At 34.3% G+C, this 24,239-nt stretch carries 23 protein-coding genes and 1 pseudogene; 19 read left to right on the forward strand and 5 right to left on the reverse strand.

Features of this window, described 5'->3' with window-relative positions; translation table 11 throughout:
* Window positions 1–820 precede the first annotated feature (820 nt).
* Window positions 821–1,885: an ATP-dependent DNA helicase gene (locus tag JEOSCH030_RS01375; protein ID WP_185124837.1), complete on the reverse strand. Its 1,065-nt coding sequence runs from the start codon at window positions 1,883–1,885 to the stop codon at window positions 821–823.
* Between the two features lie 24 nt (window positions 1,886–1,909).
* Window positions 1,910–2,752, reverse strand: coding sequence for a DEAD/DEAH box helicase (locus JEOSCH030_RS01380; RefSeq protein WP_185124838.1), 843 nt, complete (start codon window positions 2,750–2,752; stop codon window positions 1,910–1,912).
* 272 nt (window positions 2,753–3,024) lie between these two features.
* On the opposite strand from JEOSCH030_RS01380, the gene JEOSCH030_RS01385 reads away from it, so the two are divergent.
* The 12 genes and pseudogenes from JEOSCH030_RS01385 (at window position 3,025) to JEOSCH030_RS01440 (ending at window position 14,664) form a co-directional block, all read left to right on the forward strand.
* On the forward strand, window positions 3,025–3,162 hold the full coding sequence (locus JEOSCH030_RS01385; RefSeq protein WP_185124839.1) for a hypothetical protein: 138 nt from the start codon (window positions 3,025–3,027) through the stop codon (window positions 3,160–3,162).
* Between the two features lie 243 nt (window positions 3,163–3,405).
* Entirely contained in the window at window positions 3,406–4,365 is a 960-nt protein-coding gene (locus tag JEOSCH030_RS01390) for an IS30 family transposase (RefSeq protein ID WP_185124840.1), read from the forward strand.
* A gap of 261 nt (window positions 4,366–4,626) precedes the next feature.
* The gene (locus JEOSCH030_RS01395) at window positions 4,627–5,979 is read left to right on the forward strand and encodes a M20/M25/M40 family metallo-hydrolase (RefSeq protein ID WP_185124841.1); all 1,353 of its coding nucleotides are present in this window, start codon (window positions 4,627–4,629) and stop codon (window positions 5,977–5,979) included.
* Window positions 5,980–5,993: 14 nt separating this feature from the next.
* The gene (locus tag JEOSCH030_RS01400) at window positions 5,994–7,550 is read left to right on the forward strand and encodes an ABC transporter substrate-binding protein (RefSeq protein WP_185124842.1); all 1,557 of its coding nucleotides are present in this window, start codon (window positions 5,994–5,996) and stop codon (window positions 7,548–7,550) included.
* A 53-nt stretch (window positions 7,551–7,603) separates the two neighbouring features.
* A complete protein-coding gene (locus tag JEOSCH030_RS01405; protein WP_185124843.1) occupies window positions 7,604–8,518 on the forward strand; it encodes an ABC transporter permease in 915 nt (304 codons plus the stop codon).
* Window positions 8,519–8,533: 15 nt separating this feature from the next.
* Complete coding sequence (locus JEOSCH030_RS01410; protein ID WP_185124844.1) at window positions 8,534–9,427, forward strand: ABC transporter permease; 894 nt, start codon at window positions 8,534–8,536, stop codon at window positions 9,425–9,427.
* A 10-nt stretch (window positions 9,428–9,437) separates the two neighbouring features.
* Window positions 9,438–10,400 (forward strand): ABC transporter ATP-binding protein, encoded by a 963-nt coding sequence (locus JEOSCH030_RS01415; RefSeq protein ID WP_407929461.1) that lies wholly within the window; start codon window positions 9,438–9,440, stop codon window positions 10,398–10,400.
* Window positions 10,401–10,412: 12 nt separating this feature from the next.
* Window positions 10,413–11,450, forward strand: a complete 1,038-nt coding sequence (locus tag JEOSCH030_RS01420) for an ABC transporter ATP-binding protein (protein WP_185124846.1) — start codon at window positions 10,413–10,415, stop codon at window positions 11,448–11,450.
* Window positions 11,451–11,520: 70 nt separating this feature from the next.
* Complete coding sequence (locus JEOSCH030_RS01425) at window positions 11,521–12,627, forward strand: M20 family metallopeptidase (RefSeq protein WP_185124847.1); 1,107 nt, start codon at window positions 11,521–11,523, stop codon at window positions 12,625–12,627.
* Between the two features lie 146 nt (window positions 12,628–12,773).
* The gene (locus tag JEOSCH030_RS01430) at window positions 12,774–13,091 is read left to right on the forward strand and encodes a thioredoxin domain-containing protein (RefSeq protein ID WP_185124848.1); all 318 of its coding nucleotides are present in this window, start codon (window positions 12,774–12,776) and stop codon (window positions 13,089–13,091) included.
* Between the two features lie 190 nt (window positions 13,092–13,281).
* Window positions 13,282–13,365: pseudogene (locus tag JEOSCH030_RS10930) on the forward strand (SAM-dependent DNA methyltransferase); the annotation flags it as partial.
* Between the two features lie 654 nt (window positions 13,366–14,019).
* Window positions 14,020–14,664, forward strand: coding sequence for a GIY-YIG nuclease family protein (locus tag JEOSCH030_RS01440; RefSeq protein WP_235962185.1), 645 nt, complete (start codon window positions 14,020–14,022; stop codon window positions 14,662–14,664).
* A 296-nt stretch (window positions 14,665–14,960) separates the two neighbouring features.
* Here the strand turns inward: JEOSCH030_RS01440 and JEOSCH030_RS01445 are convergent, their stop codons facing one another.
* The 3 genes from JEOSCH030_RS01445 to JEOSCH030_RS01455 are packed head-to-tail and all read right to left on the reverse strand — an operon-like array spanning window position 14,961 to window position 18,923.
* The gene (locus tag JEOSCH030_RS01445; protein ID WP_185124850.1) at window positions 14,961–16,535 is read right to left on the reverse strand and encodes a hydantoinase/oxoprolinase N-terminal domain-containing protein; all 1,575 of its coding nucleotides are present in this window, start codon (window positions 16,533–16,535) and stop codon (window positions 14,961–14,963) included.
* Complete coding sequence (locus tag JEOSCH030_RS01450; RefSeq protein WP_185124851.1) at window positions 16,528–17,637, reverse strand: DUF917 domain-containing protein; 1,110 nt, start codon at window positions 17,635–17,637, stop codon at window positions 16,528–16,530. Before JEOSCH030_RS01450 ends, JEOSCH030_RS01445 begins: the two co-directional genes overlap by 8 nt.
* 32 nt (window positions 17,638–17,669) lie before the next feature.
* Window positions 17,670–18,923 (reverse strand): cytosine permease, encoded by a 1,254-nt coding sequence (locus tag JEOSCH030_RS01455; protein WP_185124852.1) that lies wholly within the window; start codon window positions 18,921–18,923, stop codon window positions 17,670–17,672.
* Window positions 18,924–19,941: 1,018 nt separating this feature from the next.
* On the opposite strand from JEOSCH030_RS01455, the gene JEOSCH030_RS01460 reads away from it, so the two are divergent.
* From JEOSCH030_RS01460 to JEOSCH030_RS01490, 7 genes are all read left to right on the forward strand, one after another.
* Window positions 19,942–20,541 (forward strand): hypothetical protein, encoded by a 600-nt coding sequence (locus tag JEOSCH030_RS01460; RefSeq protein WP_185124853.1) that lies wholly within the window; start codon window positions 19,942–19,944, stop codon window positions 20,539–20,541.
* Between the two features lie 23 nt (window positions 20,542–20,564).
* A complete protein-coding gene (locus JEOSCH030_RS01465; protein WP_185124854.1) occupies window positions 20,565–20,888 on the forward strand; it encodes a DUF4097 family beta strand repeat-containing protein in 324 nt (107 codons plus the stop codon).
* A gap of 62 nt (window positions 20,889–20,950) precedes the next feature.
* Complete coding sequence (locus JEOSCH030_RS01470; RefSeq protein ID WP_185124855.1) at window positions 20,951–21,106, forward strand: hypothetical protein; 156 nt, start codon at window positions 20,951–20,953, stop codon at window positions 21,104–21,106.
* A 15-nt stretch (window positions 21,107–21,121) separates the two neighbouring features.
* Window positions 21,122–21,421 carry a TIGR04104 family putative zinc finger protein gene (locus JEOSCH030_RS01475; protein WP_185124856.1) on the forward strand — a complete coding sequence of 100 codons (300 nt, stop codon included), beginning with the start codon at window positions 21,122–21,124 and terminating at the stop codon, window positions 21,419–21,421.
* 680 nt (window positions 21,422–22,101) lie between these two features.
* A complete protein-coding gene (gene resA, locus JEOSCH030_RS01480) occupies window positions 22,102–22,635 on the forward strand; it encodes a thiol-disulfide oxidoreductase ResA (RefSeq protein ID WP_115885833.1) in 534 nt (177 codons plus the stop codon).
* An 88-nt stretch (window positions 22,636–22,723) separates the two neighbouring features.
* Complete coding sequence (locus JEOSCH030_RS01485; protein ID WP_328794772.1) at window positions 22,724–23,428, forward strand: cytochrome c biogenesis protein CcdA; 705 nt, start codon at window positions 22,724–22,726, stop codon at window positions 23,426–23,428.
* A gap of 109 nt (window positions 23,429–23,537) precedes the next feature.
* Complete coding sequence (locus JEOSCH030_RS01490) at window positions 23,538–24,044, forward strand: CueP family metal-binding protein (protein WP_026859513.1); 507 nt, start codon at window positions 23,538–23,540, stop codon at window positions 24,042–24,044.
* Window positions 24,045–24,239: the final 195 nt, after the last annotated feature.

Below are 24,239 nucleotides of genomic sequence, written 5' to 3' on the forward strand. Positions count from 1 at the left end.
ATTACGGTGTTGATAGTTAAATAAAGAGAGAACCACAAGTCAGCAAGCAGTTCCATCGATTGTTTCCGTTTTTCTGGATCATAAGTGTAAGTGACAATAATCAATTCATCAGCACCTGTGTCTTTAGCAAATACTTCAAGCTTTTAAGGAAATTAAATGAGACATAAAATAAAGGAAGCCATTTCTGGCTTCCTTTTAATTTTAATTAAACTTCGCATCACTTATGATATCCCTCTGTGGTTAACACATGTGCGTATTGTGTCTTAACACGCACTACTTGTGATACGCTTCGGCATATCGTTTTTCTATGCGGATACTTAATAATTTACGTATATCAGAATAATTAGGATATTAAATCAAATCTCTCTATATTTGGAGTTCCAACTTAAACATACATACTAGAGTTCTTTATGCCAAAGGTGTTAGCAAGACTTGTAGGTAAGGATATAATAATGACACAAAATCAATTACATCAATATCTGATGAGTTTTCAATTTCAAGAACAGGTGTCAACAAGCATTTAACCATATTATATGAATCTAAACTTGTATCCAAGTAGAAAGCTGGTAGAGAAACCAGATATAGAACTCAAGCTCAAGAACTGTAAGAAGTGAATGACTGGTTGCAATATTTTAATATGTACTGGGACAATAAACTGGAAAATCTTAAAAATTGTGTAAATTACTACTGAATTAAAAACACAAAGTAGCCCTCTCATATTATTTAGTCTAAGAGAGGGGTTATTTTTACTTAATCTACAATGGAATGGTTATAAAATTCTAAAGTGATTTATTAAGAGTATGATTAATGTCACTGAAACTTACAAAGTTTTCATAAATTCAATTATATCAGAATCATTTATTTTGCTTTTTATAGGTATCGAATTTAAAATTGATTCTCTGTATCGATAATTATTATAATTCATTCTTGAGTCTAATATAGTTAATAAGCCTCTATCATTTGATGTTCTAATTAATCGGCCAGTACCTTGCTTTAACTTCATAATCATTTCAGGAACTAACACTTTTTCTCTGTCACCTATTAATTCAATCTTTCTTTCTATTACTGGGTCTGGCACAGGGAACGGTAATCTCACTATTACTAGTGAAGTTAAAAGTTCACCTTTTAAATCTATCCCTTCCCAGAACACCCCAGTACCAAGAATTATTCCATTCGTTTTTTTGAACCTTTGAATGATTTCATTTTGACTCATCCCATCGCCATCTATATAAAGAACTTTATGAATCTTCATCTTTTTCAATTCATCAGCTACCAATAAAATATCTTCTTTTGAAGTAAATAAAGCCATTGTACCACCATTACAATATTTCGATAAATTGTTAATATGCTCTGCTATTTTCTTATAGTATTCAGTATCCCGATTTTGACAATCTGGCAATTCTGAAGGAATATATAGTCTACTTTTATCATATGGAAAATCATTTTCTTCAACTTGTTCGTAGTCTCCCTTAAACCCAATACTTTCTATTATATAACTATATCCATTTTGCTCACTTGTATCATTGGTAATCGTTGCCGAAAAACACGCAATAATATTATCACCATTAAATAATGTTTTCATCAAAATTTCAGAAGTCTTACTAGGACAATAAGAAATTTTGATTTGATTTTTGGATACCATTTCACTCCATACAACAAAATCATCATTATTTACTTCAATAATTTTTAAAGCATTTATTATATTAATTATTTCTTCCAATTCACTCTCATTCGAACTTTTGTAGCGGTTAAAGGTACCCAAATTACTAAACTCAATTTTTACTTTTATTTCGCTTAAGCCTTCAATTATTTCTTTTAGCTTGTTACCATTATTATTTTCAATGAATGCTTTCGTATTATTTGTGTCTCTATTACGTTCATCCAATTTGCATGTCTTTACATGATTTATCTAATCATCAAACCATTTCTGTAAATCATTCACACATTTTAAATAATATTTATTACCATTATATTTATTTATCGTCTTTCTCAATACTTTAATACAATTTAGAGAGTTTACACTTGTAGTGTAAACAGATCGTTGATTCTCTTCCAAATTATGTACTTCATCGATCACAATCAAACAAGGATCATCACAAATTATTCCTCTTTTACCTAACTCTATGTTTTTATAATGTTGCAAAAGTAGATTTTGATTTACAATTATTACTTTGGGTTTATATCCTCTAAGTCTAATATACTCGTTTCCATTGACCATTTGATTTCTCATTTTCATAAAAGAACAATCTTTACTATGAATGCACCTTTCATGAATACATCTATCTACATTTATTTCATTCCAATCTAAAGACAAATTATTTACTTCCTGTTTAGTCAATCCTTTATTTGCTATGTCTAAAGCAGTGTTTAATTCTTTAGATTTTAAATTATCATATATTTTTTTAAAGCAAGGATAGTTTGCAGCGCCTTTACCAATTACACATTCAATATCAATGTTAAGAATATTTTCAACTTTTTTTATATCATTAGATAATTGCTCAGTTAATTGGATGGTTGAACTAGCGACAATTAATGGCTTATTAGTAATCCTTGAAATTATTACATCTGGTATTAAATAACCAAGTGATTTACCAATGCCCACTTGCGCTTCCACAATAACATTTTCATTATTTTCAAAAGCCTGACATACATTAAACATTAAATTTTCTTGACCTTCTCTAGTTTCCATTCCTGCCTTATGCATATTTTCCAATGCATCATAAGTTTCTTGATAAATACTATTATAATTCATCTAAGCACCTCCAGAACGTAAGTTCTTATATTATAACATAAAGGAACTTATGTTCTTTTAATTCTAACTATGGAATAAGGTATAATTATAGAAAATTTATAAAGAAATACCGATGAAATTCAGTATTTCTTTTTTTCAAAACACTTCTTCAAGATTTTTTGGGGAATTTTCTAGTATATTTTACAGACTTACTCTTCACACTGTTACCTACATAGTTAAATTACATATGTATTCGGCAATACACAAATTAATACATTCGGAGATAAATAATTATGAAGTACATAGGTGAAGAATTTAACGAACTTAAAAGAAGACGTTTAGGTACTACTTTCAGTTTATCTGAAAACACTACATTTACATTACATGACTTAAAAGTAAACGCTGACATCTGTTCACCTACTCCCAAATAAATTAAAGTCATATTCAAAAATTAAATGTATATTATAATAGTAGAAAAAATTAGAAGATAGGAGTAAGAGTATGCAATTTAATTGTCAAAACAACCACCCATACAAGAATCTAATAGAGTATATTAATGAAATTGAAGCTGCTAATCTCGCCGATTGTAAAATTAAGCTAGACACATAAGAAAAGCCACTCGTGATACACTCAAAATGAATTTCCAACCAAAGAAATCATAGGAGTGATCACGAATGACCTATACCCATCTTAGCACGGATGAATTGGTAATAATAGAATCCTATTTTCATCAAGGCACCTCTATAACCCAGATTTCAAAACAGGTGGGCCGCGCCCGTCAGACGGTACACAATGTGGTGACTTTTCTGAGAGACGGACACACGGCACTGGATTATTACAAGCGCTATAAGCAGAACAAGAAACGCTGTGGTAGAAAACAGACTGTACTGCCCGCCGATCAACATCTCTATGTTGAAGAAAAAGTCGCTCAGGGCTGGACACCCGATGTGATTGCCGGCCGGCGCGAACACAACATCGGCTGTTCCGGACGGACCCTGTACCGTATGTTCAAACGCAACGCCTTTGATATTTCCACGTTGCCAATGAAAGGCAAAAGAAAACCCAACGGCCATAAGGAACGCCGTGGGAGACAGGCTTTCAGACGGAAACTCTCTGACAGAAAGACGGACTACCCAGCATTCAAAGAAGGATTTGGACATCTGGAAGGCGATACCATCGTCGGCATCCATCATAAAAGTGCCGTTGTGACACTTGTAGAACGGCTGTCGAAAGTGATCATTACCCTCAAGCCCGAGGGCCGGACTGCAAAGGATATTGAAACAGTCATCAACGCATGGTTCCATCAGATCCCCAGAAATGTGTTCAAATCCATTACTTTCGACTGTGGTAAGGAATTCTCAAATTGGCAGTCAATGAGCAACCGAAATGATATTGATATTTACTTTGCCGACCCGGGCACGCCTTCCCAAAGAGGATTGAATGAACATTCCAATGGACTGCTTCGGAAAGACGGCCTGCCCAAGCATATGGATTTCAACACAGTGGATCAGAGGATGGTTGCTTCAGTAGCCTCCAAGAGAAACCACATACCCAGAAAGTCTTTGAACTACCAGACACCGCTGGAAGCATTTATGAGTTACATGGATATAGGCAGGCTGTCTAGCTTATTTTGACAAACGAAGTAACTAAATTATTTTTTGTTAATTTTAAAGAGAAGTCAGATTCCTTCAATTCATTAGGAGTCTGACTTTTTTAGTATAGATAATTATTAAATAGCTTATTTAAAATAATAATATATTCCAATAAAGAGTTTAGCTAACTGGAGAATATATATCATTTTAATTTTATGAATATTTAGTTTATCAAAATTTTATATATATATTGATAATTCAGATAATTAATGATAGTATTTTCTACTATAGGGAGGGGATATCTTGGAAGAGGAAGAAATTTTTGAACATATTGAAAAAAATCGTGATAAGTATATAAAATGGCTTACCGATATTTGTTCAATACCGAGTGTGGCAGCCCAGAATAGAGGAATGAAAGAAAGTGTCGATTTTATTTCGAAGTTATTTAAAGATGAACTTGATTGTGAAGTAGAAGTAGTCGAAACAAGCGGTTATCCTATTTTATACTGTGAAATCGGCGGAGAACATGAAAAAACCTTAAGTTTTTACAATCATTATGACGTTCAACCTGAGAATCCTATAGAACTGTGGGATTCAGATCCCTTCAAGCCTGAAATTAGGGACGGGAAAATTTTTGCGAGAGGTGTTGCTGATAATAAAGGGAATTTAATTGCCCGAATAGCCGCTCTCTCTGCAATAAAAGATATTTATGGAAACTTCCCGATAAATTTGAAATTTATTATTGAAGGGGAAGAAGAAATAGGAAGTATTAACTTAAGTGACTTTTCGAACTTACATAAGGACAAACTGAAGGCTGATGCTTGCATCTGGGAATTTGGATATAGAGACATGGATCATACACTACAACTAACACTGGGTGTAAAAGGAATGCTTTATGTTGAACTTAAATTAAAAGGTGCTAACACCGATCTACATTCTGCAAATGCATCAATAATTGAAAATCCAGCATGGAGATTAGTGTGGGCGTTGAATTCTTTAAAAAATAACAATGAAGAAGTTCTTATTCCCAACTTTTATAAAGATATTAGAGAACCAACAAATGAAGAGCTAGAACTTCTTGATCAATACTTCTTAGATGAAGAGGAAATGCTTGACTATTTAGGCTTAGATAAATTTATTAATGACTTAAATGGGTCTGAATTAAAACATAAACATCTTTATGAACCTACCATGAATATTTGCGGTTTCGGAAGCGGTTACACCGACGAGGGAGCGAAAACAGTTTTACCTTCTGAAGCTAGCGTCAAAATAGATTTTCGCTTAGTACCTGGACAAGACCCAGAAAAGATTTTGAAAGATTTAAGAAATCATTTAAATGATAACGGTTACAAAGATATAGAGATTATTAGTCATTCTAAAGAAAAAGCAGCACGAACCTTATCTACAGAAGAAATTGTGGGTTCAGCCATTGAAGCAATTAAAAAAGTCACTAAGAAAGAACCTAATATTGTTCCAAATACACCAGGAACAGGACCCATGTATGAACTGTGTCAAAAACATGGAATTCCATCAGTTTCTTTTGGAGTAGGTAATTTTTCATCTCGTAATCATGCGCCAAATGAAAATATTTTAGTTGAGGACTATATTGAAGGGATTAAGATTCTAGTATCACTAATAAATCAGTACAAAAACTAAAGGAGGTAAATATAATGAAGTTTTTTAGGTATATTTTATTGTTGATAGTGTTGTTACTTGCTGCTTGTTCTGGAGGTAATGATGAAGAGGGTGCAGAGGAAGGAACGTCAAATGATTCTTCTGACGGTGCATCAGACGAAGTATTAACGATTGGTAATAGCAACGACATAGTAAGTTTTGATATTCATGATCACAATAATACAAGTACAGAAGCAGTACATGTAAATATGTTTAACTACCTAGTTAAAAACGATCCTGATGAAGGATTTATACCCGACTTAGCAGAATCATGGGAAAACGTAGATGAAACTAAATGGGAATTTAAATTAAAAGAAGGAGTAAAATTCCATAATGGTGATGAACTTACAGCTGAAGATGTTAAGTTCACATTGGAACGAGTTGCAAATGATTCTGCACTTCTAGAATATGGTGCTTATCGTCAAATCGAAGAAGTAGAGGTAGTAAGTGATTATGAATTCGTAATTCACACTTACGAACCAGAACCAGCATTATTAAACCGAGTTTCAAGAATTGGTTCAGGAATTTTACCTAAGAATTACATAGAAACAGAGGGATGGGATGTATTTTTAGAGAATCCTGTTGGTACAGGACCATATCAATTTGAAGAATGGCAGAAAGATAGTCAGCTAACGCTAACTAGATTCGATGACTACTTTGGAGACGAACCGAAGTGGAGTCAGGTCGAATTTAGAGCTATTCCAGAAAATTCTACTAGAGTTTCAGAATTACTAACAGGGGGGATTGATTTAGCTGTAAATATTCCACCAGATGATATCGAAAGAATAGAAAGTTCAGAAGATACTACCGTTATGAGTGCACCATCTCAAAGAGTAATGCTCTTTGTACTTCGCACTCAAGGAGATTATCCAACAGCAGATCCTAAGGTTAGAGAAGCTATAGAGCTAGCAATAGATAAAGAAGCTATAATCGAATCTGTTCTAGAGGGACATGCAGTACCTACAAGAACAAGAGTAACACCAGGAAACTTTGGTGCAAATGAAGAATTATACGATACGCAGTTATATGATCCTGAAAGAGCCCGTGAATTATTAGAAGAAGCGGGTTATGCAGACGGTGTAAACATTAAACTAAGTTCTCCAAGTGGCAGATATCTAAAGGATAGAGAATCTGTAGAACTAATGGTTGCAATGCTTCAAGAGGTTGGAATTAATGCAGATGTAGAATTCCTTGAGTGGAGCGCCTTCTCAACTCCATACAGTAATAAAGAATTTGAGGACGTATTCTTCATTGCATATGGTAACTCTATGTTTGATGGTTCTCAGGCACTACAAAGATTAGAACTTGAAATGGCTGCAGGAGAGACAGATTATGATAATCCTGAAGTTGAAGAACTTTTAAGTGAAGCTATGAATAATATGGATGAGGATTCAAGATTAGAACAATATCAAAAAGCGCAGGAAATCATTTCTGAGGACAGACCTATTATCCCTCTATTCCAAGTAGAGTCAATATACGGCGTAAATGACAGAATCAACTTTGAGCCGGAGCTCAGTGAAATGCTGTATGTAGATGATATTACAATTAAATAAAAAGATATTATTGGGAGAGATTTTCCTCCCAATAATTTTAAGAGGGTGAGCTTATGAAATACTTCTTTTTAAATGTAATTAAAACCGTACCAGTATTGATATTAATTACTTTAATAGTATTTATTCTTGTCAGAGTAACTGGTGATCCAGTGGCACTCATGATTTCTGAAAATGCCACTGAGCAAGAAAAGGCTGAATTAAGAGAGGCATTGGGCCTTAATGACAATCTCATAGTACAATATATCAACTATATGGGAAGTATAATACAAGGTGATTTTGGAGAATCATTTAGGTATAACACCGATGCGTTAACACTGGTTCTTGACAGGCTACCAGCATCAATTGAATTAGCAATTGTATCAATGATATTAGCAACGATAGTGTCAGTGCCATTAGGAATATTGTCTGCAATTAAAAGAAATAGTTTACTTGATCTTTTTATTACTGGAATCTCTGTTGTGGGGAAAGCAATGCCAAACTTCTGGCTGGGAATTATGCTTATTTTAGTATTTTCAGTGATGCTAAGTTTATTACCGGTATCTGGAAGTGGAACTTTGGCACATACTATTCTTCCTGCTGTCGCTCTAGGTACGGGTATTGCAGCGGAAATGACCAGACTGATAAGGTCCAGTATGTTAGAAATATTAGGACAAGATTTTATTAGAACAGCACGAAGTAAAGGATTATTTGAGGCTGTAGTAGTTAATGTTCATGCTTTTAGAAATGCTTTAATTCCTGTTGTGACTATTATGGCATTGCAAACGTCCACATTAATTGGTGGTACTTTAATTACTGAAACAGTATTTGCGTGGCCAGGTGTAGGACAATTGCTTATACAAGCGGTCAACCTAAGAGATATGGCAGTCGTTCAAGCTGCAGTGTTTATAATTGCCATAGCTGTAATAGTTAGTAATTTATTAGCAGATTTAATTTATAGATTACTTGATCCTAGAATAAAATATGATTAACGAGGAGGGCATAATATGGGAGTAACTAGTATAGCTAGGTCACCTTCTTCAAAACGTGTAAATAAAAAAGTGTTCAATAGATTATTGGCGAGTCCAACAGGACTTGTTGGTTTATGTATTGTATTTTTCGCTGTTACTATAGCGATTTTGGCTCCAGTAATTTCTCCGTATGATCCAGCTTTAACCAATCCAGTTGATAGATTAGTCCCACCTTTCTGGTCAGAAGGAGGAAGTACTAAATATATTTTGGGAACAGATAACTTAGGAAGAGATATATTAAGTCGTCTAATTTATGGCTCTAGAATCTCCATTTTAGTTGGGATAAGTGCTGTAGTTTTAGCGGGAGCTATAGGTATGTTTTTGGGGTTGATTGCAGGTTATTATGGGAAAATATGGGATTTCGTTATTATGAGAACTGTTGATGCATTTCTTGCAATACCGAACATACTTTTCATGCTTATAATTCTTGCGGTTTTAGGACCTAGTTTAATGACTTTGATTTTGGTACTAGGTGGTACAACTTGGGTTGTTTATGCAAGAATGGTTCGAAGTGAGACGTTAAGTATTAAAGAAAAGGAATATGTTAAGTCTGCCAAAGCAATAGGTGCTAAAAATTTTAGAATAATATTTAAATATATTATGCCCAATGTATTACCCTCATTTATCGTAATTGCGACATTAAACGTTGCTACAACTATAATCTTAGAAGCGAGTTTGAGCTTTTTGGGATTAGGAATACAATCACCTGAAGTGTCATGGGGATTGATGCTTAGTGATGGTAGGGATTATGTTGCTACAAGTTGGTGGGTTGCAACGTTTCCAGGTTTGGCAATTACAATTACTGTGTTAGGGGTTATTTTCTTAGGTGACTGGTTAAGAGATGTATTAGACCCTAAACTTAAAGGATAAGAAGGTTGGTATTATGGAAAAACTACTTCAAGTTGAAAATCTTAAAGTGAGATTTAAGACAAATGAAGGATACGTATCGACAGTAAATGGTGTATCGCTTGAAATGAAAAAAGGCGAAATTTTAGCGATAGTAGGAGAATCAGGTAGTGGCAAAAGTGTTACGTCATTATCTATTTTGGACATATTACCACCGAATGGTGAAGTTTATGATGGTGAAGTATACCTTGAAGATAAAAACTTAAATAAGATAAGTAAAAATGAATATAGAAAACTTAGAGGGAAAGAAATGTCTATGATTTTCCAAGAGCCTATGACAGCTCTCAACCCTGTTTTTACAATAGGTTTCCAACTTAGGGAATCATTACAACTTAACTTAAAAATGAAGAAATCTGAGGCCACTAAAAAGGGAATTGAAATGTTAGAACTAGTAGGTATTCCTGATGCAGAAAAGGTAATGACAAGATTTCCTCATCAACTATCTGGTGGGATGAGACAAAGAGTAATGATAGCAATAGCTCTTTCGTGTGATCCCAAGTTGTTAATCGCAGATGAGCCTACTACTGCTCTGGATGTAACAATCCAAAAACAAATCTTAAAACTAATGAAGAATATTAGAGAAAAACTTAATACAGGTATATTAATAATTACACACGATTTAGGTGTTGTAGCTGAGATTGCAGATAGGGTAGCGGTAATGTATGCAGGAGAAATAGTTGAAGAAGCATCAGTATTCGAGTTATTTAAAAATCCTAAACATCCGTACACGAGGGGACTGATGGCCTCAATACCAAAAATACACGATGTAGTAGATAAATTGCACTCTATTGAAGGTATGGTTCCAAATCCAGCAGAAATGCCAAGTGGATGTAAATTCCATCCTAGATGTCCTTTAGCTGATAACGAATGTGTCAGTAATCACCCCAAATTAGAAAAAATATCTGATACTCATGCGAAAAGATGCTTCAAAGTATAGGGGGGACAATATATGAATAAGATTTTAGAAAATTCTATTGAGAAAAAAGTTGTTCTAGAGGCTCGAGATTTAAAAAAACATTTTGAGATAAGTAAGGGTATTATTAAAAGAGAGAAAGTCAATGTTAAAGCAGTAGATGGGATTAATTTTAAGGTATATGATGGCGAAACATTAGGTATTGTAGGGGAAAGTGGATGTGGTAAATCGACCACGGGTGAACTTTTATTAGGATTATTAGAACCTACAGCGGGAGAAGTCATTTTTAATGATGTTAATCTTTCGAAAATGAGTCAGGAAGAATTAAGATTAGCTAGAAAAGATTTGCAGGTGATTTTCCAAGATCCATACTCTTCACTTAATCCTAGAATGACTGTAGAAGAAATAATTAGTGAGCCTTTGATCGTGCATAATATTATGAAGGGGAAAAAACTAAAAACTCGTGTTAAAGAGTTGATGAACTTGGTTGGCCTACAAGAGCATCAATTAAAAAGATTTCCTCATGAATTTAGTGGAGGTCAAAGACAAAGAATTGGTATTGCACGAGCATTGGCCCTTGATCCCAAGGTCATTGTATGTGATGAGGCAGTTTCTGCATTGGATGTTTCAATACAAGCACAAATCCTAAACTTATTGAAGAAACTGCAGGATGAATTAGATCTAACTTTTGTTTTTATCGCTCACGGTTTACCAACTGTACGACATATTAGTGACAGAATTGCGGTAATGTATCTTGGGAAAGTAGTAGAACTAGCTGACAAAAATGAATTGTTCGATAATCCACTACACCCATATACACATGGTTTGCTTCTTTCTGTGCCTGTTCCAGATCCTGAACTTAGAAAGGATGATCCGACTACGATGAAAGGAGAGATACCAAGTCCAAGCAATCCGCCAAGTGGCTGCCATTTTCATCCTAGATGTAAATTTGCAACAGAAAAGTGTAAGGAGTTAGTGCCTGAATTTCGGGAAATAATAGACAATCATTATTTAGCGTGTCACCATCCTTTAATTAAAGAAGATAATGAAGTTTTCGATACCTCAAATGATTAGAAGATACGCATGTGATTAATTCATTTGAAAGGAGAAGTCTGCTATCGAGATTAAAAATGAACTTCAGGATATGATTAAATTATTGGAAGAGTTGGTCAATATTGATAGTGGATCTATGCACAAGAACGGGGTAGATAAAGTAGGTTCTATTATGCAGAAAAGATATGAGGTGATTGGATTTAGAACTGAGGTTATAAATCAGAAAAAATTAGGTAATCACTTAATATTAAAACATGATACAGTTGAGAATCCTAAAATTCTTCTCATAGCACATATGGACACAGTCTTTAAAGAAGGGATTGCTGAAGAACGACCATTCTACATAGAAAATAATAGGGCTTATGGGCCGGGTGTAGCCGATATGAAGGGCAGCCAGGTCTCATTGCTCTATGCTATGAAGTATTTATCAAAACATTCTCCAGAATCTCTGAAGAAAGTGATTATTTTTCTAAATAGTGATGAAGAAATAGGATCAAGAACTTCACGTCCTATTATAGAGGAGCTATCAAAGAAGGTAGATTATGCGTTAGTTATGGAACCTGCAAGAAAAGATGGATCAATTGTTACATCAAGACGTGGTGGAGGGACATTCAGATTAGAAATCACAGGGAAGTCTGCGCATTCTGGTGTAGCTCCAGAGGAAGGTCGTAGTGCAATTGAAGAAATGGGCCATAAAATCGTAAAGTTGAGTCAGCTTACTAACCATGAAGAAGGAATCTCTATTAACGTTGGACAAGTTAAAGGTGGTAATGCGACCAACGTTGTCGCTGATTTAGCTATCTTGGATGTAGATGTAAGAGTTAGTAATACCGAACAAAGTGATGATATTGTTCGACAAATTGAGTCTATATGTTCTATCCCAGATATAGAAGGAACCAAAATTGAATTAACAGGTGGTATAAGAAGGCCTCCGATGGAACTTGATAAACAAAATCAGGAGTTGTTGAGAGTTATTCAAAATGTTGGTGAAAACCTAGATCTTGAAGTTTCTCATACGCATACTGGTGGAGGTTCAGATGCAGCCTTTCCATCGGATTTAGGCGTTGCAACAGTTGATGGTCTAGGTCCGATTGGTGGAGAGATGCATAGCGAGAATGAATACTTAGAAGTAGATTCTTTAGTTGAAAGAACTGAACTTCTAGCAGAAACTATAAAACATCTTGCGATGCACAAATAATTTTGTTTAGCCGATTTACAATATATATTAACCCTTTAAGCAGACATTTTCCATTTGGGAAGGTGTCTGCTTCCCTATTTTATAGATTGATTTTATCGAAAAGGGTATAAGTAATATTAACTGATTGAATGACAGGAGGCGTTATTGTGAAAGACAGATATACTCCGAACGTTGAGTTTTTAACAGTGGGATTAGAACATGCATCGATTGAGGTGGAGGCATATGTTAACCTCGGTTGTCCATATAGTGCTAAGTTTTTTGAAATTTCAAAAGATGTTATAAAACCATATGCGGATAGCGGCCATGTGAAGTTTGTAGTAAAACATGTAGACCGTTCAGAAGGTCAGTTACTACACGGAACAGTAGCGAATCCATATGTTGATCACGATGACCCTGTGGTAGGATTCGACACGATGAAAGAACTGTTCAAATCTCAAATGTCATGGGTGAAAAGTTTTAAATAGACTTTAGAGAAATGTGAAGGTGAACTCGGATTACCGGAAAATACATCGGATGCAGCACGCGGTGTTAGGGTGATGAAGGAATACAATGAACGCGGTTTGGAATACGTTCCATCGGTATTTATTAATGGTGAATTCCTAGAGGAATATAAACCACGAGATCAGAAAAATGATGAAGTACGTCAATTGTTAAAAGTACGTATATCCACCGGATCTTCAAAAGATGGCAGTGGATAATGTAGTAGAGCAGACAGAGTTAATGGCAAGCATTTTATAATACTTTTCAGTTAAGTAGTTAGTATACTTTGGAAAATTTTAAAACTGAAAACCAAGCAGTTTATGAAATTCTAGTAAGAACACAGCTTGGGAATTTTTTGAGCTTATTTGAACAAATGGGAGAAAATATTGAAAAAATTCACGTACTTTAAATCATGTTGTAGATAGCTTTATAGAAAAATATCAAGATGAACAAAAAAGTGAGCACGAAGAAATTGAGTTTGAGAGAGCAATAGAGGGATTAGTTGATGATCAAGGAATGAGCTAACAAACATTATTCAAAATAAAGATAAGGTAAAAATTATAAGAGTATATAATATGAGGGAGAACACAGAATCTCGTTGTATAATTATTGACGATTTTGAAAAATATCATTCTTTAGAGGAATTATTAAATAATAAATTTAATCACACTGTAACTAATGCTAAAATAACCGGATTGAAAATGGATTAATATTTGTAATCATCGAACTATAATTTATAGCGTCCCTAGAGCACAGACAACAGCTTAAAAATTCAGGATTTCTTTTTTATAGATTGAAATAGAATTTATTAAAAAAGAAAAAAATTATGTGCGGAAAAGGAAAATTTATATGATAAAATTATCGGAATTTATTAAAACTCCTAATGATAAGTGTACTAAAATCAAATTAAATATGAACCCTTCAGATGCAAACATACGAGCCTGGGATCTCCTATTGGAAGACGACACTGAGTGGATTATTATGAATAGTTGGAAGACAAAGCAAAGTAATAACAACTTGAACCACGCAGATTACTTAATCGCGATGGCTCAATACTATCCTTACGGACCAGAATATTTTGTTTTTGGTGGACTTTATCAAGTTGAAAAGAAATACCCTGAAGTCTTTAATGATGTTGGCTATAAATTAACATTGATGGAAGATTATCAAGAATTCACAAAAAGATTAATTATTAAAATCGATCGACCAATTGGAAGAGATTTATATAATCGTCGATATCACACCATTCAAGATCAATTAAATCCGGAAGTTTATGAAATTGCCCCTAATATTAAACTAGGGCACTTCCCGGGGTATCAGAATATCTGGATGAGCCATAAGGAAATGCAACAGGTCCTTCTAAGAGAAGATCCTAGCTGGAAAGCTGCTCTTAGTTATGTTAAAGCTGTCTATGTAATTACGGATAAAAGTAATGGAAAACTTTATATCGATTCTGCTTCTGGTAATACAGATGGCATATGGCAACGGTGGGCAGGATACGCACACCTAGAAAATTTAACGGGTGGCAACAAAGAATTCAATAGTATTCTATTATAGAAAGGTAAGGAACATATTCAAAAATACTTCCAATACTCTATTCTTGAAATATTTGATACGAGAACCAAAAGTGAAATTATTATTGAGAGAGAAAACTATTGGAAAAATGTTTTCGACACAAAGAAGCATGGGATGAACCATAGCTGATTAATCTATAGCTATATTCTATTCATTAAAAAACCAGCTACACGCCTAGGATTAAATATCCTAAATTGTGTAGCTGGCTTTATAACTAATAAGAAACTCTCAGTAATTCTTCTATTAAAAGTTTATGAAACAACTTAGGTTAGAATGTTTTATAATTTTAAAGAACCTGCTGCCTTAGCTTGAACTCTTAACACGTTACCTGGCAAATAAGAAAGGGGGACCGCTTCTATATCAACAATTTTAGTATCTGAACTATCAGCGCCCATTTCGATTGCTCTTTCCATTGCAACACTCTTAGCTTCTTCAATCGCTTCATCTCTAGTTTTGTTATCTAAAGACCAAAGTTGGTCAATTTCTCCACTAGCATCTGCTATTGCAGCACCAATTGCGTTAGCACATCCAGAATTTTCTGGCTTAAGTAACACTTCTGATGCAGGAACAACAATGTTGCCGCCTCCAACAAGTATAATTGGTAAAGGATCAGGCGATGTTTTAATTTTATCGCATGCATCTAAGACTATTCTTTCAATTTTTGAGATAGCTTCTTTAATAAGATCGGTGTCTAAATTTGATAGTCTTTCGACATCACAATCCTCGTCATCAATTTGAGCAATACCCGCAGCCAGTGCAATATCAGTGACTGTCAAAGTGTCTCCTCCAAAAGCTAGTGCCTTCTCTTTTAATTGATATCCCACACTCTCTGGACCTATTTGTATATTATCATCTTCATCCATTTTAACAATACTTCCTCCACCTAATCCGATAGATATCAAATCAGGCATTCTAAAGTTTGTTAATACACCGCCCACCTCTACGGCGAGAGCTGATTGTCTTGGAAAACTATTTACCAATATTCCTACATCCGTCGAAGTACCTCCAATGTCAGCCACAATACAATTGTCTTCATCTGAAAGATAAGCAGCTCCTCTGATACTGTTAGTGGGACCAGAACCTATTGTTAAAATAGGATAATTAATCGCCTGTTCTACAGACATTAGTGTTCCATCATTTTGAGCAAAGAAGATTTTAGATGTTACATTCATTTTTTCTAAAGATGTTATTAGCCCCTGTACTGCTTTTCTTGCAACACCTACAACACTTGCGTTTAGTATTGCGGAGTTTTCCCTTTCTAATAAGCCTAGACTACCAATTTCAGACGATAACGTTACTGGAAAATCATCTCCTAAAATTTCTTTTGCGTGCTGTGCAAATTTTACTTCATGATCATTCTTTGCTGGAGAGAATATACTGCTAACCGCTAATGATTCAAAGTTTTGAGTCTTAATTTCTTCTAAAACTTTTGCACATTCTTCTCTATCTAAATCTTCCAAATATAGTGGCTTTCCATCAAATTCGAAACCTCCATGAACCATATATACCTTAGCATCTATTGATTTTATTAAATCATCTTCCCATTCGGACATTGGAGGAACACCTTTACCAGCAGGTAAGGAAATTCTTACAACAGCTGTTTTTGAAAGTCCTTTTCTTTGAATAATAGCATTAGTGGCATGAGTGGTCCCTAATGATACGAAAGAAATTAATTTTTTATCAATATTGGAAGTTTCGATAGCCTTGGTTAAACTATTTAAAATACCAGTTTGTACATCTTCTGTTGTTGGAGATTTGACAGCAATAATTGTGTTATTATTTTGATCTAGAATTACTGTGTCAGTATTTGTGCCTCCAACATCAACACCAACTTTATAATGAATCTTAGTCATTGGTCATCACCCTTTCTTCTACTGGCACAAACGGAAGATCATAGCCAAAATATTTAGGTCCCCAAACTTTCAATGCTTTTTCCGTTCTCATTATTGATGGGGTAGGTATTGCCAGACATAATACACGGTAACCATATCTCAATGATTCTGTTGTTAAAGGTTTAAAGGTTTCTAAATCTAAGAATGTTATCAAGTCAGGCACTGTGACAATAGGTCTATCATCTTCAAATGCTATTAAATTTTCATTTTGGAACTCCACAACATATGTTTTTTCTGTATAATCGTTTATACCTTCAAGTTTGACTGTTCCTTTAGCAAATCCTTGTTCTGTACTTCTATCTACATCAACGATTTTTGCTTCAAATAAACCAATTGGTTCACCGTAGTCAGAAGTAGATAATACTTTTTTCATTTTATCTAAAGGAGAAACATAATTGTCATCTTTACTTCTGAGTATGCTTCCTAACTCCATTGAAAGGGTAGTAGTATATCCAATAGATGCTGACTTCATCTTTTTTCCAGTCATGGTATAGTGAGCAATGTAGCCTACGCCACCCATGCGAATCGTAATACCTCTCGCTAAATACTCCATCATGTCATTATCTTGAGTCTCTATAACTACAAAATTATCTTTTTCATCACTAACAACCATAGGAGTGCCTGAAACATCATAAACATTGAAAGTCTCCATTTGTAACTCAGGAAATGCTCTTCCCATTCCATCGGCATCTACAATGGGTAAGCCTGTTTGTGCTGCTACTACAAAAGGAATGGTAGAGTTCAAACCACCACATTCCATTGGCATAACTGCATAGACTTTTTTACCCATGTATTTCTCTAACCTTCGTAAAGACTTAGTAGTTTCATCCCCATTAGGAATTTTTTCTATAAATACTGTTGGAGCACCCATCATAGCTACAGGAACCACTAAAGCATCATCTGGTACTTCATTTGGTTCTAGTAATGTAACAGGTCCATATTCCTTAATAGCTTGTTGCGCCATTAATTTACCAATATGTGGATCCCCACCGCCACCAGTGCCAAGAATCGCTGCACCTAGGGCAATATTCTCTATATCTTTCTCATCTATCAAACGACTCATTTAAATTCCCCCTCATCGAATATAAATATCAATTATTTCTTATTAGCAAATTTACTTAATAGTAAATGCACTAAAAATGCAACTACTAATGAGTTTACAGCTGCTATACCAAAATTTAAAAACAAACCAGCTAAAATTCCTATACCCCAAGCTAGAAATGCAGGCCAAATAATATTTGAATCGGTATAATTTCTTTTTAAGTACTTTTCTTTATTTAGAATATAATAATCAGCAACCACTACTCCCGCTATAGGAGGGATGATTGTTCCTATTGTAGAGAGGAACAATGTAAAATAATCTGCAACACCTATTGCCCCTAAGATTGTTCCCACAATCCCAACTATTAATACTATATACGCTCGCTTTATCTTGAAAACGTTTGCAAAAGAAATTGAAGCGGAATATAAATTACTGTCATTACTTGTCCACTGAGCTCCAATTAAAATTATTAGACCAGGTATTCCTAAACCAAGTGAAACCATCGCCGCAGGCAAATCACCTGTACCCATTGCCAAGGCGGTAACAGCACCTGCAAAAACTATGAAACCATTTGCCACCACCATTCCCAAAAACATAGCGATCCAAGCATCCTTTGCAGACTTTGCAAATCTCGATATGTCTGGTTGTATAACTGCTCCAGTAACGAATGTCCCAACTACAATAGTTGTTGCTGAAAGAACTGTTAAGGATCCTTCAGTAACAGTTTCTAGTTCGCTCCAACCTCCAACATAGCTCAAAGCAGTCCATATTCCGACAACTGATAAAATTAACAGCAAAGGAATGGCTACATTACTCAACATTCTGATAGCTTTATAGCCTATGAAAGCTGTAGTTATCATCAATGCGCCCCCCCAAAGCGAAGCAATTGACGTAGAAGTTAAGAAGTTATCTCTTGGAAGCATTGCATTAATTGCTTGTCCAAAAAATCCAGTTTGAACTGAAAACCATCCAACTAATACAATAGCCCAAAGTAAACTTATTAAAATAGCAGCATATCTACCAAAAGCTCTCTTTGCTATCATTGAAGTGGGGACGCCCGTAGTAGCACCTATTGCTCCCATTGCTCCACCAATGACGGTTAATAAGATGTTCCCAAGGAGTATCGTTCCGATGACGCTCATTAAAGTCATCTCTGTTGCTAATGCTGCTCCTGCGAACATCCCAGAAACAGCTAAACTAAATCCTGATGTTATAAAGGTTATTTCCCACCAACTTCGTCTCTCATTTTGAGGAACTGGCTGGTCAATATAGTCATAACCAATTTGATCTACTTTTTCTTCTTTCATAGATTCACCCCCTACACAATAGAATAATAACAATATTCTGAACATTGTACAACGTAAAACAATTTAATTTGAAATTTTTAGAAGACTAATTAATTGAAAAGACTTAAAATTTCACTTATTCAATTCGTTTTGGAGCTACTGAATCAATATATCTAAAAATGAATGATTATTTGCTACTGTCGAATTTAGTTTGGCAGTTGAAAATTTCAATACTCTTAAAAATGTATATTTTAATCATAGAATAAAGAATTTATACGAGTTGATAAAAGATGAATAAAGAATTACAAAGAATGAATGATGCAGATTGGAAGGTATATAACTCGAAGGACATTATGCAGAATGTTTTAATCATAAAAGATCAATTCAGAAATAAAACAAAAAAATAGAAATGGTCTATGGTTTGGACATTTCAAAGTACAGGAAATCTAAAGATGATTTCGCATTAAACCTTATATTTAACGAAAATGAATTTGAAATTTTATATAGTAACATTGATAAATTTCCACTTAAAGGAATGAGCTAGTACAGCTTTAGCTATTCTGAACACAACAAAATTGGACAACATACTCATTCTACTCCCACCTTACTTGAACAGAAACGCATAGCAAATAAAGTTGGACAATATCTATTAAATACACGTAAACTAAATCAATTTATAAATTCATAGATTATAAACTTTATCAAATTCGTTTACTCTAACTTATTTGATAAAGTTTTTGCTTAAATAATACTTTTACATTCAACTAAAAATCTCATCAACGATTATATACTTCAAATTACTATAATTAATTTTCGGAAACACGCACTAACGATGATACGCTTCAAATTATCATAAATAATTTTCGGAAACACGCACTACTTGTGATACGCTTCGGCATATCGCTTTACGATGAGGTTTTTACAAAAAGGAATGAAAATAAATTTACAGAATTTTTACGATTAAAATTCAGATTTTCAAGTTTTTAAAAAAATTATAGGCTATACTTAAATATAAGTATAAATTTACAAGGAGGTAATGATGAGAACATTTATTCTTATGGCACTTTTTATCATACTTACCGCGTGCAGCACAACGGAAGAAAGCCCAGATGAATCAAATCAAAAAATAGAGGATACAGAGGAAGGTACTGAGGACAAATCAACAGAAGCAGAGGCTACTTCAGATGAAGATCAGGATGAATCAAATACTAACTCTGAAGAAAATGAAACGACAGAAGAAGAGACAGCATCAAATGAATCAGAAGATATTGAGATAGAGATTTCTTTAGAATCTGTTCTTGAGGAAGAACAAGGAACAATGATAAACGCCTCAAGGCAGGAAATTGAAGATGAGCTAACATCATTCATTGAAGATAATAATGGTGATGTCACAGATGAGATGGTCTATGAGAAATTACTGGAAATGTTAGGTGGTCACCCTGACATGCAGGAAGGAATTAAGTACTTTCAAGACTTTTCTGCTGAGTTAGTTGATTTAACTGACCAGCCCGGAGGCTTAAAGGTTGAGGATGGTGAGTTGTCGCTTAGAAACAATGTCTATATTTTAATGGATAACAGTGGCAGCATGGCTGATGAAATAGATGGACAGACTAAGATGGATGCGGCTCGAATGATGTGAAATTTAATACAATTATTGATTTTATGAAAAAAAGGAAACAGCTGAAAAAAGATGAATTAGTGATTACCTGGCCGGAGCCGCTCGACATGCTCAGTGTGAATAATAAAGATGGCAAAGTCATTGTGACTGATATAGAAGCAGAAGAATTTAGAATTACAACTGAAGAAGGTGCGATTGAATGCGCTGGACTGACAGGGAATTATGGAGAACTTAGATCAGCGATGGGTGCTTTAAAGCTGGAATCCAGTGACTTTATGAACCTGTTTATGGAAACTGAGATGGGCAGACTTACAGCTGCAGGAGTATCATCAGAACGCTATCATCTGGTAACAGAATTAGGTAAATAGCGCTCGATAATTTAACTGCAGACAGCGATTTAAAAGCCTTGAGCAAGATGGGATCTGTGAGTGTGAATTACCGTGAGAAGCCGAGATTTACTAAAATTGTGGCCAGAGCCAATGTGGGTAAAGTGAAAAATGCACTTGAAAAAAATACAATTGAAAAACAGAACTACCGTGCAGAATATATGAGCGAGATGGGTTCTGTTAAAATTACTGTGAATTAAAAGGAGCCGTTTGTTATGGCGCACTGTACGAAATGTCAAACAGAATGGACGTTTAAAGATAAGCAGAGAACCGTTAAAAATTTGGACGGATCAGCCAAATGTCCATACTGCGGTGAAAAACAATATATCAGTTTGAAGACGAAGAGACAGGGATCCATGCTTAGTATGATTATTATACTGGCGATATTTATACCTGTATTTTTTGATATACCGCTGATGGTACATATATTAATTGGCGCAGCTTCAATAATAGCAGTACTGATCCTGCAGGTTGCCATTATTCAATTATCAGGAAAAGAAGAATTTCCTGAGTAAATATGAAATATAAAAGGGATTTTTTGATAAAGGTATGTTTTCTGTAACCTACAGGAGATGTACCTTTATTTTTGATTGGATCCTAAAGAATTTACCAGCATGTCACAGGTGTCACTTCAATGTTGTTTTGCACTGATTTAGTCGATAATTTTCACTATAGTTAATAAACCCAGCTTATCTTTTCAAGGAGATAGTTGGAGTTTAACATTGGCTAAGAAAAATAACTCTTATAAAATATATGAAATTTATCGTTATAAATGACAACACGAGCATATGCAACTTTCATTAAGTCAATTCTTTTTGCTAACACTAAATTTACACCCTAATCATACACTTAAACTGCAATGTTATCAGCAATATAATTATGTATGTTTAGGGTCTACTCAAAACATCCGATTTTCATAAGCAAATTTATCTGGCTTATTTTAGTGTTGAATTTAAATTTATTCATAATTTGAAATGTCACATTAAATACTAATAAAATGCACAGTTTCTTTAAAAATTTGATTTAAGCTAAATAATTAGAGAGGAAATTTTTAATAGCTAAAATTGGTAATAAGACTAGTGTACGAATGATTTCTTATTCTAATAGAATAGTAAGTTTGTTTGAAAATTATCTTTCAAAATTAACTATGTATGAGGTGCAAGATGAAAGTAATTGCTACTGGAGGTGTAAGAGTATGAAGAAAAAAACAAGGAAGATTCTAAGAATCAGTATTATACTGAGTGTCATTATTTTGTTAGGTGTGACCTTATGGTTCAACTTAACTTCTGATACAAAAGCCTTACAAGTAGGCGATGAATCAATTGATTTTCAATTGGAGACGTTAAATGGTGATTCAATACAATTATCGGATATCAATTCAGAAAAAGGTGTTATTTTGAATTTCTGGGGGACTTGGTGTAAGCCGTGTCGTGAAGAAATGCCTGATATGAACCGAATTTATAATGAAGGACATGAAGACTATGAAATCATTGCAGTAAATGTTTCTGAAGATGAGCAGCAGATTAATCAGTTCTTATCCAGTTTAGATGAAAAGCTTAATTTTCCAGTTGCATTGGATCGCAATAGAGAAGTGACTAAAGCGTATCAAGTAGGCCCACTGCCAACGACAATAGCAATCAATAAAAACGGCATTGTTGTGGATAAGAAAGAATATCAGTTAACTGTAGATGATATTTATAGATTTGTAGAACAATCATCTTCTGAATAGGATGAGAGTTTATAGGATTGAAAGAAATAAAATGTGGAAGAAATTCGTTCGGATTATTTAAAAGATGCAATATGAATGGAGTGTTTTTTTGGGTAGTGAAATGACTTTCTTTCTTGCATTTGGAGCTGGTTTTTTAAGTTTTGTCTCACCTTGTGTGCTTCCAGTATTTCCTGCTTTTATCTCTTACATAACAGGAATGAGTTATAATGAAGTAGAAAATCAAAAATTCAATGCACGCGCAATATTCCACACAATTTTCTTTCTTGTGGGATTCAGCTTATTCTATATAGCCCTGGGGTTTGGCACGTCCTTTTTAGGCGGAATATTGATTGAACATGCGAATCTGATCAGACAACTGGGTTCAATCTTGATTATTTTCTTCGGGCTTATCATTACCGGCGTGCTTAATTTAAATTTCTTGATGAAAGAGAGGAAATTAAAATTTAAAAACAGACCGTCAGGATTTTTAGGTTCAACTTTAATAGGTATGGCTTTTGGTGCCGGATGGACGCCGTGCAATGGACCGATTATCGGAGCTATTTTCGCAATGAGTGCCAGTGCACCAAACGATGCTTTAATGTTAATGGTTATTTACTGTCTGGGCTTTGCAATTCCATTCTTTATATTGAGCTTTTTCGTATCTCGTACACGCTGGATGCTGAAATACTCGAATACGATTATGAAAGTTGGTGGGGTCATCATGATATTAATGGGAGTACTTCTGTATTTTGATGGATTGACTCAGATTATTATTTGGCTGCAGCCGTACTTTGGAGATTTTCAAGGCTTCTAATTATGAATACATTAAATGACTTGTTTATATAACTTTCATAGAAATGATATATTATTATAAAATTTGTTTAAAAATTATTGTTAAAATTAAATATCAAGGAGGAATCTGGATGAAAAAATATTTAATGCCAGTTTTGATGGGCGTAATCTTTATTTTAACAGGTTGTAGTGATGACTCAGCATCGAACGAATCAAATATTAAAGAAATGGTTTCGGAATTAAGCGCTAGTAATATTGTAGAATCAGCATCTATAAATGATAAAACACTTATTGTTAAAGATAGTGGAGATGAGAATGTCTATACTTTGCCAGACGATGAATTTTTTGTATCTATTGCACCATACATCTCATATACACATCCTTGTGAATTTCATAGCTTAACAGGTTGTCAGGGAGAGCTGATGAATGAAGAGATGGATGTAAAAATTACAGATGAAGATGGAGAAGTTCACGTTGATGAGAAGTTGACTACCCTTGAGAATGGTTTCTTGGATTTTTGGCTGCCAAGAGATAAAAATTACTCTTTAGAAATTAATTATGATGGAAAAAAAGTTGAATCTAATTTTTCAACTTTTGAGAATGACAGCACCTGTCTGACAGATTTACAGCTTAAATAATATTATTAAATGCAGATTACCCAATGCTATTTAGTGTTGTGGAATCTGCATTTTTAATTCAATGTTAAATCTCAGAGTAGCAGTTAATTTATTTTTACTTAGTTTTTAAATACATGTAGTGGATAGTTTCTGCACATATATTTTTTATAATAAACTTAGTAAATTAATAGCTTGACAAATAACGACTACAGATGT

The organism is Jeotgalicoccus meleagridis, from assembly GCF_903994045.1.
In the GTDB taxonomy this organism is placed as follows: Bacteria; Bacillota; Bacilli; order Staphylococcales; family Salinicoccaceae; genus Jeotgalicoccus; species Jeotgalicoccus meleagridis.

What these genes read in the sequence shown, in the direction of transcription:
- JEOSCH030_RS01380 (WP_185124838.1), bottom strand. Translation starts at nt 2,752, where the DNA reads ATGAATTATAATAGTATTTATCAAGAAACTTATGATGCATTGGAAAAT.
- JEOSCH030_RS01385 (WP_185124839.1), top strand. Translation starts at nt 3,025, where the DNA reads ATGAAGTACATAGGTGAAGAATTTAACGAACTTAAAAGAAGACGTTTA.
- JEOSCH030_RS01390 (WP_185124840.1), top strand. Translation starts at nt 3,406, where the DNA reads ATGACCTATACCCATCTTAGCACGGATGAATTGGTAATAATAGAATCC.
- JEOSCH030_RS01400 (WP_185124842.1), top strand. Translation starts at nt 5,994, where the DNA reads ATGAAGTTTTTTAGGTATATTTTATTGTTGATAGTGTTGTTACTTGCT.
- JEOSCH030_RS01405 (WP_185124843.1), top strand. Translation starts at nt 7,604, where the DNA reads ATGAAATACTTCTTTTTAAATGTAATTAAAACCGTACCAGTATTGATA.
- JEOSCH030_RS01410 (WP_185124844.1), top strand. Translation starts at nt 8,534, where the DNA reads ATGGGAGTAACTAGTATAGCTAGGTCACCTTCTTCAAAACGTGTAAAT.
- JEOSCH030_RS01420 (WP_185124846.1), top strand. Translation starts at nt 10,413, where the DNA reads ATGAATAAGATTTTAGAAAATTCTATTGAGAAAAAAGTTGTTCTAGAG.
- JEOSCH030_RS01425 (WP_185124847.1), top strand. Translation starts at nt 11,521, where the DNA reads ATGATTAAATTATTGGAAGAGTTGGTCAATATTGATAGTGGATCTATG.
- JEOSCH030_RS01440 (WP_235962185.1), top strand. Translation starts at nt 14,020, where the DNA reads ATGAACCCTTCAGATGCAAACATACGAGCCTGGGATCTCCTATTGGAA.
- JEOSCH030_RS01445 (WP_185124850.1), bottom strand. Translation starts at nt 16,535, where the DNA reads ATGACTAAGATTCATTATAAAGTTGGTGTTGATGTTGGAGGCACAAAT.
- JEOSCH030_RS01450 (WP_185124851.1), bottom strand. Translation starts at nt 17,637, where the DNA reads ATGAGTCGTTTGATAGATGAGAAAGATATAGAGAATATTGCCCTAGGT.
- JEOSCH030_RS01455 (WP_185124852.1), bottom strand. Translation starts at nt 18,923, where the DNA reads ATGAAAGAAGAAAAAGTAGATCAAATTGGTTATGACTATATTGACCAG.
- JEOSCH030_RS01460 (WP_185124853.1), top strand. Translation starts at nt 19,942, where the DNA reads ATGAGAACATTTATTCTTATGGCACTTTTTATCATACTTACCGCGTGC.
- JEOSCH030_RS01465 (WP_185124854.1), top strand. Translation starts at nt 20,565, where the DNA reads ATGAAAAAAAGGAAACAGCTGAAAAAAGATGAATTAGTGATTACCTGG.
- JEOSCH030_RS01475 (WP_185124856.1), top strand. Translation starts at nt 21,122, where the DNA reads ATGGCGCACTGTACGAAATGTCAAACAGAATGGACGTTTAAAGATAAG.
- resA (WP_115885833.1), top strand. Translation starts at nt 22,102, where the DNA reads ATGAAGAAAAAAACAAGGAAGATTCTAAGAATCAGTATTATACTGAGT.
- JEOSCH030_RS01490 (WP_026859513.1), top strand. Translation starts at nt 23,538, where the DNA reads ATGAAAAAATATTTAATGCCAGTTTTGATGGGCGTAATCTTTATTTTA.